The organism is Streptomyces sp. NPDC088261 (assembly GCF_044740805.1).
Lineage (GTDB): Bacteria > Actinomycetota > Actinomycetes > Streptomycetales > Streptomycetaceae > Streptomyces.
This window is the reverse complement of the sequence record NZ_JBIURL010000015.1, coordinates 25138-39648: the sequence shown is the minus strand read 5'-3', so window position 1 is coordinate 39648 and position 14511 is coordinate 25138. Positions and strand designations below refer to the sequence as shown.

The 14511-nt window shown below is 70.6% G+C and carries 15 protein-coding genes and 1 pseudogene; 7 read left to right on the top strand and 9 right to left on the bottom strand.

The window, feature by feature from the left end:
* Nucleotides 1–319 precede the first annotated feature (319 nt).
* Nucleotides 320–1075, top strand: coding sequence for a VOC family protein (locus ACIODU_RS25665; protein ID WP_401770076.1), 756 nt, complete (start codon nt 320–322; stop codon nt 1073–1075).
* A gap of 28 nt (nt 1076–1103) precedes the next feature.
* Here ACIODU_RS25665 and ACIODU_RS25660 read toward each other — a convergent pair whose 3' ends face one another.
* Complete coding sequence (locus ACIODU_RS25660) at nt 1104–2144, bottom strand: DUF4331 family protein (RefSeq protein ID WP_401770075.1); 1041 nt, start codon at nt 2142–2144, stop codon at nt 1104–1106.
* Between the two features lie 207 nt (nt 2145–2351).
* Nucleotides 2352–2519 (bottom strand): annotated as a pseudogene (locus tag ACIODU_RS25655) (NUDIX hydrolase); the annotation flags it as partial.
* A 129-nt stretch (nt 2520–2648) separates the two neighbouring features.
* Here ACIODU_RS25655 and ACIODU_RS25650 point away from each other — a divergent pair.
* A complete protein-coding gene (locus ACIODU_RS25650) occupies nt 2649–4169 on the top strand; it encodes an MFS transporter (RefSeq protein ID WP_401770074.1) in 1521 nt (506 codons plus the stop codon).
* Between the two features lie 210 nt (nt 4170–4379).
* Here ACIODU_RS25650 and ACIODU_RS25645 read toward each other — a convergent pair whose 3' ends face one another.
* From ACIODU_RS25645 to ACIODU_RS25625, 5 genes are all read right to left on the bottom strand, one after another.
* Complete coding sequence (locus ACIODU_RS25645; RefSeq protein WP_401770073.1) at nt 4380–4778, bottom strand: hypothetical protein; 399 nt, start codon at nt 4776–4778, stop codon at nt 4380–4382.
* 69 nt (nt 4779–4847) lie between these two features.
* Nucleotides 4848–5012, bottom strand: coding sequence for a hypothetical protein (locus tag ACIODU_RS25640; RefSeq protein ID WP_401770072.1), 165 nt, complete (start codon nt 5010–5012; stop codon nt 4848–4850).
* A 211-nt stretch (nt 5013–5223) separates the two neighbouring features.
* Nucleotides 5224–5397: a hypothetical protein gene (locus ACIODU_RS25635; RefSeq protein ID WP_401770071.1), complete on the bottom strand. Its 174-nt coding sequence runs from the start codon at nt 5395–5397 to the stop codon at nt 5224–5226.
* A 170-nt stretch (nt 5398–5567) separates the two neighbouring features.
* A complete protein-coding gene (locus ACIODU_RS25630) occupies nt 5568–6041 on the bottom strand; it encodes a hypothetical protein (protein ID WP_401770070.1) in 474 nt (157 codons plus the stop codon).
* A 78-nt stretch (nt 6042–6119) separates the two neighbouring features.
* Nucleotides 6120–6353 (bottom strand): hypothetical protein, encoded by a 234-nt coding sequence (locus tag ACIODU_RS25625; protein WP_401770069.1) that lies wholly within the window; start codon nt 6351–6353, stop codon nt 6120–6122.
* A 66-nt stretch (nt 6354–6419) separates the two neighbouring features.
* Here ACIODU_RS25625 and ACIODU_RS25620 point away from each other — a divergent pair, with 66 nt between their 5' ends.
* Together ACIODU_RS25620 and ACIODU_RS25615 are read left to right on the top strand one after the other, a co-directional pair.
* A complete protein-coding gene (locus ACIODU_RS25620; protein ID WP_401770068.1) occupies nt 6420–6791 on the top strand; it encodes a hypothetical protein in 372 nt (123 codons plus the stop codon).
* Between the two features lie 103 nt (nt 6792–6894).
* Nucleotides 6895–8109 carry a S8 family serine peptidase gene (locus ACIODU_RS25615; RefSeq protein ID WP_401770067.1) on the top strand — a complete coding sequence of 405 codons (1215 nt, stop codon included), beginning with the start codon at nt 6895–6897 and terminating at the stop codon, nt 8107–8109.
* A gap of 112 nt (nt 8110–8221) precedes the next feature.
* On the opposite strand, the gene ACIODU_RS25610 is transcribed toward ACIODU_RS25615, so the two are convergent.
* Nucleotides 8222–9463, bottom strand: coding sequence for a cytochrome P450 (locus ACIODU_RS25610; protein WP_401770066.1), 1242 nt, complete (start codon nt 9461–9463; stop codon nt 8222–8224).
* Between the two features lie 64 nt (nt 9464–9527).
* Entirely contained in the window at nt 9528–10238 is a 711-nt protein-coding gene (locus ACIODU_RS25605) for a tRNA-dependent cyclodipeptide synthase (RefSeq protein ID WP_356421667.1), read from the bottom strand.
* Between the two features lie 247 nt (nt 10239–10485).
* Here ACIODU_RS25605 and ACIODU_RS25600 point away from each other — a divergent pair, with 247 nt between their 5' ends.
* From ACIODU_RS25600 to ACIODU_RS25590, 3 genes are all read left to right on the top strand, one after another.
* On the top strand, nt 10486–11322 hold the full coding sequence (locus tag ACIODU_RS25600; protein WP_401770065.1) for an alpha/beta fold hydrolase: 837 nt from the start codon (nt 10486–10488) through the stop codon (nt 11320–11322).
* On the top strand, nt 11315–11881 hold the full coding sequence (locus ACIODU_RS25595; RefSeq protein WP_401770064.1) for a TetR/AcrR family transcriptional regulator: 567 nt from the start codon (nt 11315–11317) through the stop codon (nt 11879–11881). Before ACIODU_RS25600 ends, ACIODU_RS25595 begins: the two co-directional genes overlap by 8 nt.
* A gap of 808 nt (nt 11882–12689) precedes the next feature.
* Nucleotides 12690–14084 (top strand): WD40 repeat domain-containing protein, encoded by a 1395-nt coding sequence (locus ACIODU_RS25590; protein ID WP_401770063.1) that lies wholly within the window; start codon nt 12690–12692, stop codon nt 14082–14084.
* Nucleotides 14085–14511 lie beyond the last annotated feature (427 nt).

Below are 14511 nucleotides of genomic sequence, written 5' to 3'. Positions count from 1 at the left end.
GCGCTGCTGGGCGCGTACGGGAGGGAGCCCTCCACGGATCACCGTGGCCGTTCGGCCTGCCGTTTCTGCGGCAAACACACCTGCCCCCGGAGTACCGCCGCACCGCCCGCCTCCCGTCGCTCACGAAGGGCCGGACGAAGCCTCGCGGGAGCGGCGGCGGTGGCGCGGACCGTGATGCTCGGAGGCGCTGTCCTCACCATCGCCGCCGCGATGATCATGGTGATCCTGGACTGATCCGGATCTAGGACACGACCCGGCCTACTTCCCCTCTAGCGTCACGCCGAGTCAGCCACTCCCACCGTGAGCGCAGGAGCACCCGATGAGTCAGGTCACCCGGAACCAGCCGCTGGGCACCCCCACCTGGATCGACCTCGCGGTCGTGGATCTGGAGGGCGCGAAAGCCTTCTACGGGGCGGTGTTCGGCTGGGACTTCACCGCCGGCGACACCGGCGACGGTGGTGCGGAGTGCCTGCTGCGCGGTCTGCCGGTCGCGGGCCTGCGCCGGGTCACCGACCGGGCGGACACGCACGGCAGCTGGACCGTCCACCTCGCCACCGACGACTGCGACAGCACCGCCCGCCGTGTCGCGGCCGCCGGGGGCGGAGTGCTCGCAGCCCCCCACGACGTCGGTGCCCTGGGCCGGGCGGCCCTCGCCGTCGATCCCACCGGCGCGCGGTTCGGGCTCTGGCAGGGGCGCACCCACCCGGGCTGCCGCCTGGTCAACGAGCCCGGCGCCCTGGTGCGCAACGACCTCGTGACCGCCGACCCGGGCTCCGCCCGTACCTTCTACACCACCGTCTTCGACTTCACGCTCGACGGCAACGAGGACCTTCCCGGTTCCGACTTCACCTTCCTGCGCCGTCCCGACGGCCACGAGATCGGCGGGATCCTCGGCCTGGACACCACTCCCGCCCCGGTCTGGGCGACGACCTTCGAGGTGGCGGACACCGACGCGACCGTGGCGCGGGCCAGGTCCGCCGGCGGCACCTCCACCGCGCCGGAGGACACCCCGTACGGCCGGTTCGCCACCTTGACCGACCCGTACGGAACGGACTTCTCCGTGATCGCCCGGTAAGGGGCGGCGCACGCCCTGGGCCGCTGCGTCAGGCGGCGGCCACGTAAGGGAAGAACGGCGTGGGAAGAGCGTCGACCGAGTCCTTGGTCAGACCGATGCTCAGGGCGCTGTTGGTGGCGAGCGAGAACATCACCTCGCCCGCGTTGTCAGTCAGCGCCCGGCCGTTGAAGGCCGCGAAACCGAAGACCGCGGGCGTGCCGATCGTGTACGGGAGGATGTCCGGGAGGATACGGTCCGCGACCTCCATGCCGTAACCGTGCGCGTCCGAGGTGGTGCCGCGCGTGCCCACCACGGCGGCGACCCGGTCGGTGATCTCCGTGCCGAACGTGTGGATGTCGTCGGCGGGCGGGGTCTGGTTCAGCCTCTCGGCCAGGTCGCCGTCGAACTGCGCGAAGATCGGCGAGACCATCGGGATGCCGCACCGGTTGACGCGGTGCCACCCGCCGTTGTCGGTGGCCAGCGCGGTGACGCCCCAGACGCCGATGTCCCTGTTGCGGGTGAAGGGGAGCAGGTCGTCGTCGGGCAGTTCGAGCACGATGGACCGTACCTTCATCCCGGAGAACAGGCTGGTCACCTCTTCGGTCGCCTCTCCCGGATCCGGCGTGGGCAGTTCGACGTCGGTGCCGTGCTGGAAGGCCTGACCGACCGCTTCCACCACGTCCGGGTTCATCCAGAACGGGTCGCCGGCCCGACCGGTCCACAACCGCATGCCCCCCTGGGTGCGGAGGGTCCGCCCCGTCGCGCCGCTGAGGAGTACGGTGCCCTCCGCCGTGTCGTCGGCCGCCTCCGCTCCCACGAGACGGCACAGCTCCACGGCCTGCGAACCGTCCGCGTCCATCGGGCCGAACCGGAGGCGGAAACACACGTCCTCGACGGCGTCACCCGTACTGTCGATCTTGAATTCGTACCGGGCCTCCGGGTGCAAGCCCTTGGGCGCCTCCGGGCCCGCGGAATCGGAGCACACGTTCATCGCGAGAACGGTGCCCCGGTCGCCCCGGAACACGTAGAGGTCCGAGATGTTCAGCCGGGCATCGGCCCTGGCGGCCGGGGAATCGAGGTGGTGGGACATCACACTCACTCCAGACAGTGCGCGCCAGTGGCACGCGAAAAGCACAGTGCGCGCCGTGGCACGCAGAGAGTACGTGGACCGCCACGCCACCGCCCGGGGGCGTGGCGCCCAAGAGCGACCAATCCCCCCACATCAGGCTACCGCGCCTTCGCCTGCCCAGCCGCGTGGAGACGGATCCCCCGCAGGCTCGTCACCACGTGCACCGTCTCAGTGCTGGATCAGCCCACCGACCGGGACCGCGGCGACATGGCCGGTCGCGGGAAGGGTCCGCGCCAGGGCGAGACCGATGTCGGCCAGCGACGACCGGCGCAGGCGTACGACCTCGGAGACCGGAGTCCAGACCGACCCGGTGGTCCCGCCGTTCGGTCGCCGCCGGCCGGGAACTCATCCCCGCACGCTACCGAACGTCCGCGACCCGCACCCGTGTTTGCGTCTTTCGGCCACGGGTAACCGGACGCGGCACCCCGGGAGCGACCGGGGTCGCCGTCAGGCAGGAGGCTGAACATGACCCCATCCGGAGGCGCGGTCACCGGGACCGTCACCACGAGGGTTCCCGCGCGGCTCGACCGGCTCCCGTGGTCGCGCTGGCACTGGATGATCGTGATCGGCCTGGGAACCGTATGGATCCTGGACGGTCTGGAAGTGACCGTCGTCGGCAACATCGCGAGCCGCCTCTCGGAGGACGGCAGCGGCCTGCCCATCTCCGACGCGCAGGTCACCGGCCTGGCCGCCGCGTTGTACGTCGCCGGCTCGTGCGCCGGCGCCCTCTTCTTCGGCTGGCTCACCGACCGGTACGGACGCAAGAAGCTCTTCCTCATCACCCTCGCGGTGTATCTGGCGGCGACCGCCGCCACCGCCGTGTCATTCTCGGTCTGGTGGTTCTTCCTCTTCCGCTTCCTCACCGGCTTCGGCATCGGCGGCGAGTATGCGGCGATCAACTCCGCCATCGACGAACTGATCCCCAGCAAGTACCGGGGCCGCGTCGACCTCATCATCAACGGCAGCTACTGGCTGGGCGCGATGGGCGGCGCGCTGCTCTCCGTGGTCGCGCTCAACACCGACATCTTCCCGAAGGACCTGGGATGGCGGCTCACCTTCGCCCTCGGCGTGGTTCTGGGCCTGGTCATCCTCCTCGTACGGCGCCATGTACCGGAGAGCCCCCGCTGGATGTTCATCCACGGAAAGTCCGACGAGGCGAACGACCTGGTCGACGGCGTGGAGAAGGAGATCGAGTCGGAGACCGGGCGGGCGCTGCCCGAGCCGGCGGGCGCGCTCACCATCGAGCAGCGGCGGTCGGTCGGCTTCGTCGAGATCGGCAGGACGCTCTTCCGCGAATACCCCAAGCGCGCCGTCCTGGGCTTCTCGCTCTTCATCGGCCAGGCGTTCCTGTACAACGCGATCACCTTCGGCTTCGGCTCGATCCTGGTGAAGTTCTTCGACGTCTCCAGCGGCTCGACCGGCTACTTCTTCGCCGCCATCGCCTTCGGCAACTTCCTCGGCCCGCTGCTCCTCGGCCGGCTGTTCGACACGGTGGGCCGCAAGCCGATGATCGCGGGTACGTACGTCGTGTCCGGGCTCCTGCTCTTCGTCACCGCCTGGATGTTCGCCAACGGCTGGCTCAACGCCACCACCATGACGGTCTGTTGGGGCGTGGTCCTCTTCTTCGCCTCGGCCGGTGCCAGTTCCGCGTACCTCACCGTCAGCGAGATCTTCCCGATGGAGACCCGCGCCATGGCGATCGCCTTCTTCTACGCGATCGGTACGGCCGCCGGCGGCATTTCCGGCCCGCTGCTGTTCGCCGAACTCACCGACAGCGGAGTGGTGAGCGACGCGGTGACCGCGTTCTGCGTCGGCGCGACCCTGATGGTGCTCGCGGGAATCGTGGCCTGGTTCTTCGCCGTCGAGGCCGAGGGCAAGTCGCTGGAGGACATCGCGGCACCGCTCTCCGCGCGGCAGGAGAGCCCGGGCCCGCAGACGCGGGACGCGACGGACACCGACAACTCCCCGAAGACACCGGCCCACTGACACCGGACGCCGTGACACCCGGCGACACCACCCGGTGTCACGGCCGCCCCCTTTCCCGCCACCCCCTTCCCCGCTGCCCCCGGACCCGATCCCTCCCTGCGGCAGCGGCGCGCCGGAACCCCGCTCGCCCGAGGTCGACAGGCGGAACGCGGCATGACCGCCGCCCAACCGCCCGTCCACCACGCCGGAGCACCGGCCGAACTCGTAGCGTTACGTCCGCCAGGCCCCCGCCTTCGCGTGTACGGCGGCCATGCGTCCCCTCGACGCGGGTGAACTGGTTCGTACTTCGCACGGCGTTCTCCTGAGGTCCTCGCCGGTGACGTACGCGGCACCGCCGACGTGGACGGTGTCGCGGCGCAGCGCGACGGAGGTGGGGTTCTGAAGGCCGTCGGCGGCGGTCAGGACGATGGGGTGGGTGCCGTCCGGCCGGACGAGCGCGACCTCGCTGGAGCCGTCGAAGGCCGCCAGAATCCGGTCGCCGCGACTGGTGAACGCGAAGTCGTCGATACCGGCCAGGCCGGTGGCCCGGATCCGGACCGCGCCGGCCCGCCCGTCCCGCCGGACGGGGATACGGAGGACCGTGCCCCGGTCGAGGTTGGTGACCCACACCGCCCCGTCGTGGATCTTCGGTCCGTTGGCCCCGAGGACGCCGGTGGAGGCCAGCTCGGGAGCCGTGGACTACGCGGTGGGAGCCCCACCGGCGACCGGCACGCTCCAGACGGTGCCGAGGACGGAGTCGATGGCGTAGAGGGTCCCGGTCCTCCGGTCCAGGTCCAGGCCGTCGGGCAGGCCGGCGGCGGGCCGGAGATGCGCCGCAGGGTGCCGCCCGGGCGCAGGCGTCACACACCGGTCAGGTTGGCGGTGCCGGTGGCGTACACGAAGTACAGGGTGCCGTCGTGCACCCGGACGACACCAGTGGTCAACGGGAGGCCCAACACAGGGGTGTTGACCCGCCGTCGGCCGGCACGGGCAGGGTGGCCAGGACGCGGACGCCGCCCCTGGGGGAGACGCGGGCGAGCTGGCGGACCCGGCGAAGGTGACGTACGCACTGCCGTCAGGGGCGAGGGCGATGCTCTCCGGCATTTGCCCCTGGGGCAGTGTGCGCGGCGATACGAGGGTCGCTCAGCGGCGCGTGGACGGCCGACGCCGGTACCGCACCGGTCGCCGCGATCACGGCCGCGAACAGGATCGCGGCGGTGATGGCGGTCGTGGACAGCTTCTTGAACATGATGCCTTCACCGTTTCGGGCATGCGGCAGCGGTACGCCGACGCACAGGGGGAGGGCCTGGGCCCGGGGCGACCACCAGGAAGTCGTTCCGGGCATCGGCCGTGACGGGCCGTGCCCGGACGGGGCGGCGGCCGCCTGCGCCGACCGGCGCCCGGTGGTGGCGTGGAGGGTCAGCCCGCCTCGGTCCGTGCACACGGTCGTAGGGCATCGCCCTGGCTGACGGGCTGGGCGAGCAGGGCCAGCGCGGTGCGCGAAGGCGATCCGGCCTCCGTGGTGGCGACCACGACGTTCCGGTCCGGCCCCTGGCTCAAGCTCTGCTGAGTGACGGTCAGCGGTCCGACCAGCGGATGACGCATCTCGTACGTGTCGACGGCGCAGGGCTTGACGCGATGGTCGGCCCACATCGACGCGAAGTCCGCACTCTTCGCGCTCAGTTCGACCACCGGCTGTGGCAGGGCGGCGTCGTCCGGAAAGCAGCCCGCCACCAGGCGCAGATTCCCCACCTCGGCCCGGGCCTTGCCCGGCCAGCGCGCATACAGGTCATGGGTGCGCGCGTCGAGGAACACCAGCCGGGCCATGTTGGGACGCTCCGTCGGCCGGCCCGGGGCTGCCCGGCGAACAGCACGCGGCCCAGCCGGTTCCACGCCAGGACGTCGCTGCGCCGCCCGATCACGATCGCCGGGACGTCCGTCGGCCCTCCAACAACTGACCCGTCGCCCCCGTCACCCGCTCCGCCGCCGGCCGCCGCCCCGCCCGGATCCGTGGGCCGGGCGGGCCAGGTTGTGCAGGTGCAGGCGCGGGTGAAAGCGCCCCGCCTCCTCCAGCCGCAGAGCCCGCGCGATCGCGTCCAGCACCTGCGGCGAGGCGTTCATCGACTGCACCTGTTCCAGACGGGTGTAGTACGAGACGCTCACACCCGCCAGCAGCGGCCCCGCCCGCCGCGTCCGTGCGATCATGGCGGTCGGTGGGCCTGAGCCGCTTCACCGGACACACTGCAGTGCCGTCATCGGGGGGAAACGGGCATGGAGTACAGGGGAGTTCCGGAAGCGGGCCGGGAGCGCACGCGCGCCCAGCGAACAACGGACAGGCTGATCGTCATTGTGGCATCGGTCCTCTCGTTCGTCCTGCTGGTCGGCCCGGCCCTCCTCTTCGGGACGCTCGCCTGGCAGTCGGCCACCAGGACGGGCACCAGCGCGTTCAACGGGTACGTGGCCCCGGTGATCTGTGTCGCCCTCGTGGCGTTCCCGCTCGTCCTGGCCCGCGTGGTCTTCCTCTCGGGCCGGCGCAAGGGCAAAGAACGCCTGACCGCGGCTGCCCCGGCGACCCTGACGCTGCTCGGCCTGTCCGTCGTACCGTTCAGCGCCCTGTGCCTCATCTTCGTGTACGGAGACTGACTCCACCCACAGAACGGCTCCTCCCGGTCATCGCGCCCGCGCGGTGCGAATCGCCGGTGAGGGTCCTTGGGAAGGATCGTTTCCGCGTGATCGTCTGGTCCGCGTGAACACTCGTACCAAGCTCGCTCTCGCCGGCGCCGTCGCGCTCGCCCTGACCGGGCCCCTCGCCGCCAGTACGGCCTCCGCCTCCGCTCCGGCCCGGGAACCCGCGCCGCTGGTGCGGGCGGCGAACCCGGTTCCGGGCAAGTACATCGTCACCCTCGACAAGCTCGTCGACCCCGCCAGGGCCGCCGCCGAACTGGGTCTGAAGCCGACCTTCGTCTACAGCAAGGTCCTCAACGGCTTCGCCGTCCCTCTCACGTCCCGGCAGTTGACGCTTGTCCGTGCCGGCGTCGGGGTGAAGGCGGTGGAGGAGGACGCGAAGGTCTCCGTGTCCGACTCCACGACCACGACCACGGCTACGACCACGCCCGCCGCCCCCGCCCGCCGGGGCCCGGCCTCAACCTGGGGCCTGGACCGGATCGACCAGCGGAGACTACCGCTCGACGCTAAGTTCACCACGGCGAGCGACGGCGCCGGGGTGAGCGCCTACGTTCTCGACACCGGAATCGACTACGGCCACGCCGAGTTCGGCGGCCGCGCCACGTTCGGCTTCGACACAGTCGGAGACGGCAGGAACGGCGCGGACTGCCACGGCCACGGCACCCACGTCGCCGGCACGGTCGGCGGCCAGACCTACGGTGTCGCCCCCAAGGCGAGCCTGGTCAGCGTCCGCGTACTGAACTGCCAGGGCAACGGCGAGGACTCCGCGGTGATCGCGGCCCTGGACTGGGTCGCCAAGAACGCCGTGCGGCCCGCCGTCCTCAACGCCTCCCTCGGCAGCGACAAGTCCGTGGCGCTCAACGCCGCCGCGACCGCACTGTCCGACGCGGGCGTGCTGCCGGTCCTCTCGGCGGGCAACGACGCGAAGGACGCCTGCGGTGCGTCCCCCGGCTCCGCGGACCGGGTGGTCACGGTGGCGGCGAGCAACATGTCCGACGAGCAGAGCGCCTTCTCCAACTGGGGTACGTGCGTCGATCTCTACGCCCCTGGTGAGGACATCCTTTCCGCCAAGCTCGGCGGCGGTTCCGTCTCGCTGAACGGCACCTCGATGGCCGCACCGCACGCCACCGGAGCCGCCGCCCTCTACCTGCGGGCCCACCCCAAGGCGGATCCTGCCGAACTCGCCGGCTTCCTGAACTCGGAGTCCACCAAGGGCGCCCTGACCAAGCTCAGCAAGAATTCCCCCAACGCGATCCTCTTCACCGACGGACTGTAGCCACGGCTCCGTGGCACCACGAAGGCCCGGGTGCCCTCCCGGCCGGTCCACCCGGGCTGCCGCACCGCCTTCCGCCCCCAGGACGGTGGTGCCGCGGCGGCCGGTCCGAGGGTCACCAGAGGACGTGGAGTCGTTCGGGGACTCGCTTGATGTTGCCGGTGCGCCACACGAGTTGGTCGGCGGGCAGGGCCAGCCGCAGCGCGGGCAGGCGGTCCAGGAGGGCGGTGAGCGCTTCTGCGGCGTGGACGCGGGAGATGAGCGAGGCGGGACAGAAGTGGGGGCCGGCCCCGAAGGACAGGTGGGGGTTGGGGGAGCGGTCGATGTCGAAGCGCTCGGGGTCGTCGAACTGCGCGGGATCGAAGTTGGCCCCCTCGACGCAGACGAGGACCAGCTCCCCGGCCCGGACGAGGACGTCACCGACCCGCACGTCGGCGAGGGCGATCCGGGGCAGCCCGTCACCGATGGAGAGCGTGCTGCGCATCAGCTCCTCCACGGCCTGCGGCATCAGCTCGGGCCGCTCACGGAGGCGCCGCATCGCCTCGGGGTGCTGGACGAGGGTGAGGACGGCGTGGAGCAGGAACACGTACGTGCTCATGGCCCCGGCCCCGAACAGGGAGGTCACCACCGCCGCGAGCATTTCGTCGGTGAGGGCGCCGCCGTCGCGGGTGGGGTCGTCCCTCAGCTCGCACAGCCGGAGGATGAGCCCGCGCTGGGTCTCCCGGTCCGCGCGCACCTGGCGCAGGACGTAGGCGTAGTCCTTGTCCCAGTTGGCGGTGCATCCGTCGAACACGGCCGGGCTGGTGACGAAGCCGAGGTCCAGACCCGCCATGAGGCGCCGTCCGTCCTCGTGCGGCAGGCCGAGCACCTCACAGACCATTCCCGCGGAGTACGGCTCGGCGAACCGCGTCCGCAGATCGACCGGCGGTCCTTCCTCGGCCAGGCTGTCGATCAGTTCGTGTGCCAGCGCCCGCATCCACTCGGCACTCGCCGGACCCGACCGGGGGCCGAAGGCCCGGAGCACCTCCTGGTGGAGTCCCGCGCTGTTGACGTTGCCCATGGTGTTGACGACTTCCGGCGGGATCGTCAGGGCGTACTGCCGCGGCACGTTGTCGGCGGCCGTCGCACGCAGGCTGAAGTGTTCGCCGTCGTCGAGGACTTGTTTGGCGAGCGCGTAGCTGGTGACCAGCCACGCGTCGTCACCGGTGAGCGTGCGGACCCGGGCGATCGGGCTCTGCTCACGCAGCAGCGCGCACTCGGCCGGGACGACGTCGCCGCGCCGCGACAACGGCCATTCCACCGGTGCGTACGGAACGACGGGGCAGGCTTCGGGTGAGGGGACAGTGGGTGACGACATGGAGCTGCTCTCTTCCGGGGATGTCTTCTTCTCGGGAGGGTCCGGCGGTTGACCGGACGCACAGTCAGTCCTTGCAGGCGACCACGGCGTAGCCCTGGTTGTCGGCGGGTCTCAGACCCGCCTCGCGGTCACTGAACAGAAGGCGTCCCAGGGCCAGCACGGAGTGGTAGCAGTGGACGGACGACGGGACACCCAGAATGCGGGGGCTGTCCACGAAGAACGGCAGCTCGGCTTCGACGTAGTCCTGCGCCACCCGCACCTGCACGGCGGTGGGGAACACGCCGGGGCCCAGCTTTCTGGAGAGGAAGTGGTACGCCATCTCGTCCCGGACCGTTCTCAGTTCGACGTCGGTGCGCAGCGCGGCCCGCGCCCGCGCGTGCACCTCCTGATACGCGGAGTCCTCCAAGAAGTCGGACAACGGCCTGGCCCGTACCTTCTTCGCCGCCGAACCGACGTCCTCCACCGCGCCCTCGATCCGGCGCCGGACGCCCCGTAACTGCTTGGTCGCGCTCCTGCGCGCATCCGCCCCCTCGTAGCCGAACGCCTCGCACATCCGGTCCAGATAGAGATCGGCGTGGATCACGTCGACCACGTCGAAGCGGCCGGTCGCCCAGGAGATCGCACCCGCCAGGCGCCGGCGGCTGAAGTAGCTGTTGCCCGTGCTGACGCCGAACAGGGCGTGATGCCCCCGGCGGAGGATGGCGTCGCTTCCCGCGCCGAACGCCACCGCCTCGACGGTGTGTTCTGTCAGGGATGGCTGTTCGTCCGCAGACACGAGACACCTCACTCAAAGCAAGGGAACGTTACAATGAGTGATATTCCGAGATTCGGGCCAAGTATGCGGAGCCTCCTCCGAACGAGTGAACCGCCCGGACCGCACCGCCTCGACCGAGGGGCGGTCGTGCTGCGGGTTCCGGGGGGCCGATCCGCGCCCGATGGTGCGCGAAGACCCGGTTGACATGGGTGGCTTATGCCATTAGCTTTTAGCTATCACCATTAGCCAAATGCGAAGGAAGAAAGCCATGACCGAGTTTGTGACAGTGGATGACGGCACGATCGCGTACGAGGTGACCGGTGAGGGCCCGCTGGTCGTCCTGGCGCACGGCATGGGTGACAGCCGGGAGGCGTACCGGTTCGTCGCGCCGCGCCTGGCGTCCGCCGGGTACCGGGTGGCCGTGGTAGACCTCCGGGGGTGCGGCGAGTCGAGCGCGGTGTGGCCCTCGTACAGCCGTACCGATATCGCCGGCGACCTGCTCGCGGTGATCCGCGTCCTCGGCGGCGGTCCGGCCGTACTGGCCGGGCACTCGATCTCCGGCGGCGCCGCCACCATCGCGGCCGCCCAGGCACCCGACTTGATCACCGGCCTCGTCGAACTGGGACCGTTCACCCGCAAGCAGTCGGTCAAGCTCGGCGACCTGCGCTTCGGCCGCTACCGCCGGGCGGCGCTCCAGATGGCCGGCGCCGGCATGCTGGGCAGTGTGGCGCGCTGGCGCGCCTATCTCGACACCGCCCACCCGGGGAAGAAGCCCGCCGACTGGACCGAACGGCTGGACCGGACCGACGCGATGCTGCGCGAACCCGGCCGTATGAAGGCGTTCCAGAAGATGTTCCAGTCGGCGCCGGCCGACGCGGGGGCGCAGCTGGCGAACGTACGGTGCCCGGCCCTGGTCGTGCAGGGGTCGCTCGACCCGGACTGGGCCGACCCCCGGGCCGAGGGCGAAGCGATCGTGGCCGCGCTGCCGGCCGGGCTGGGGCAGCTTGAGATGATCGAAGGCGCGGGCCACTACCCGCACGTCCAGTATCCCGACGAAGTGGTGTCCCTGATGCTCGCCTTCCTCCAGGCGCACGCCCGTGCCTAGGGCAGGACTCAACCCGGCCGCCGTCGTCACGGCCGGCGCGGATCTCGCCGACGAGGTCGGCTTCACGGAGCTGTCCATGGGTCTGCTGGCCGAGCGGCTCGGCGTACGGCCGCCGTCCCTCTACAAGCACACCGCCTCGCTGGACGCTCTGCGCCACGGCATCTCCGTACTGGCGAAACGCGAACTGGGACACACGCTCGCCCGGGCGACCGCCGGCCGGTCCGGCCGGGACGCCATCCACGCGATCGCCGACGCGTACCGCCGCTGGGCCACCGACCACCCCGGACGCTACGCCGCCACCATCCGCGCACCCGCCGCCGGTGACGAGGAAGACCAACAGGCCAGCAACGACGTCCTCCAGATCTTCCTGGACGTCCTCGCCGGCTTCGGACTGCGTGACGCCCGCGCCATCGACGCCATCCGCGCCCTGCGCTCGGCGCTGCACGGCTTCGTCACCCTGGAGAGCGCCGGTGGCTTCGGACTGCCCCAGGACGTCGACCGCAGCTACGGCTACCTCGTCGACACCCTGCTCGCCGGCCTCCGGGCAGACCCGTCCTGATCAAGCACGTTCAGGTGGATGTCAGCCCCAGCCCCAGGAGGGGACTCACCGCCACGGCTACGGCTGGCAGCGCGCGGCGTCCGCTCCCCGGCCCGACCGTGCACCCGGCGACGGTCGCCGACGGGCTTTCCACTCCTACGGATATCTCTCGGCGTTCACCGGCCGTTCAGCCCGCTGGGTGGCTGTGCTGAGTGGCTGAAACTACGGTTGACCGTCCACCACGGACGTACGGCACAGGGCGCCGCTGCCCCTGGACCGGAGGCCGCGGTGCGAGGCGGGGACGGCGGGGGTGGGGTGAACCTCCGCGTGGGGAGGGGGGCTTGGTGATCAGATATGTCCACCATCAGCTGATGGGCGTCGCGATGGCGTGGTGCGCGTGCGTCGTCAGTGCGCCGGTGGCGTTCGGCGTGCACGGGTTATCCGCTGCGGGCGGCGAAGTGGCGTTGATCGTCGGTATGGGCTCGGTGATCGGGAGCGTGTTCTTCGGGATGCTCGCGGCTTCCCGGCTCAAGTGGGTCGGCGAGATTCGCGTCTTCGAGGAAGCGGTAGCGCTGAACGACCCCGAAGCCCTGCGACCTGCTGAATACTCTCTGCGCCATCACCTCCCCAACAAGGGCCTATTCTTCGTACTGCTGGTGCCATCACTGGCCACGGGCCTCGCCCTGACCCCCTGGCTGTCGCTGATTCCCCTGTGGCTGTCCCTGGACTGGCTGATCCGGGCCGGCGTCGCGGCGCGCTGGGAGAAGAAGAACGCGGTACTGCTGTGGCGAGGACACGTCCCGAACAGCCCCTGGGCGAGGACGGAAGCGTGCATCTCTGGGACGCCGCCACCGGCCGGCCTCGCGCCACACTCACCGGTCACACCGAAACCGTGGTGTCGGCGGCGTTCAGTCCCGACGGCAAGACGCTTGCCACCGGCAGCTACGACGGCACCGTTCGGTTGTGGGACGTGGCCACCGAGGAGGTACGGGCCACCCTGACCGGCCACACCAGCCCGGTGACGGCGGTGGCCTTCAGCCCCGACGGCAGGTCTCTCGCCGCGGGCAGCGACGACACCATGGCCACCGGGAGCGACAACATCAGCATCCGGATCTGGGACGTGACCGCCAGCAGGCCCCTCGCCACCCTCACCGAGCCCGGACGCGGCGTGCGGGCCCTGGCGTTCAGCCCTGACGGGCGATCCCTCGCCACCGGCAGCCACAGACCCCCTGCCGGACCTCGGGACCGAAACCGGACACGGGTGCGGTTGTGGAATGTGGCCACGCGCGGCCTGAAGGCCACTCTCGCGGCTGACGACCGCGGTTTTGGCAGCGGCTCGGCCCTGGCGTTCAGTCCGGACGGGAAGACCCTCGCCGATGCCGGACCCCTCTCGACACGGCTGTGGGACGTCGCCGCCGAGCGGGTCAGGACCACACTCGCCGATGACGACATCACCCTCGACGCCGTGGTGTTCAGCCCTGACGGACAAAGCCTCGCCACCGCGCAGCACGAGAGCAGAGCCCGACTCTGGGATCTCAGAACCGGGCGCGCCCGGTTCACCACCCCCGCCCGGCCGAGCAGCAGCAGTGAGTCCGCACTCGCCTTCAGCCCCGACGGTGCCCTCCTCGCCGTAGGCGGACACAGCCTGGGGAGAGTGTTCCTTCAGGACGCCGTTACCGGCGAGACCCTGGCCACGCTCACCGAGCGCGCCGACCCTGGGCAGGCAACGAAAGGATCGAGTAACTCGGCGAAGCCGTACAACCCGGTGGGATCACTGGCGTTCAGCCCCGACGGAACAACGCTCGCCGCAGCCGGCACCGACGGCAAAGTGTGCCTGTGGGACGTCGGCGCCAGGAAGGTGCGGGCCGTTTTGACCGCCGCCGCCACGGAAGGCGGCATGTCGGTGGCGTTTAGTCCCGACGGCCGCACCCTGGCGACGGGCAGTCCCGAGGGAACCGTACGTTTGTGGGACCCGGTCACCGGCTACCCACGAGCCGCCCTCACCGGCCACACCAGAATTGTGACGGCGGTGGCGTTCAGTCCTGACGGCCGCACCCTCGCTTCGGGCAGCAACGACGGCACCGTACGACTGTGGGACGCGACCCTGCCCGATCCGGCGGAGATAGTCGACACCCTGTGCCGCGCGATCCGCCGCGACTTCACCCATCCAGAACGACTGCTGTACCTGACAGACCAACAGGCGGCGACCGGATGCGCAACTTGAAACACGGAAGTGTTCGATCTTGGACAGGTTGAGTACTTCATGACGGCGACGAAGCAGGTGCCGGCTCCGACATAGGACCGCGGCCGATGTGAGGCGCGGGTGCAGGTCCGCCGGCCATCCTGCCTTCCCGGGGGCTGGCTGTCGGGAGATCCGCAGCAAGCGAGACGGCCTGACCACCTGGGACGGCTCGACTCGAGGGCCCCACTTACGGCGCACAACTGCGCCGACACCTGCACCAGTACCTGTACGAGGCAACCCGCCGCCAAAGGCCACTTCCGACCGGACCGGGCACGCGCCGGAATCGTCGAACAGCCGCAACCGAAAGTCCCGACGGCCACCGCGATAGCGACGCAGATCGCCGACGGGCATGGGGGGCGGTGCGCCGAAATGGTTTGTCATGAGGTCAGATGTCGATGACGATCACCTC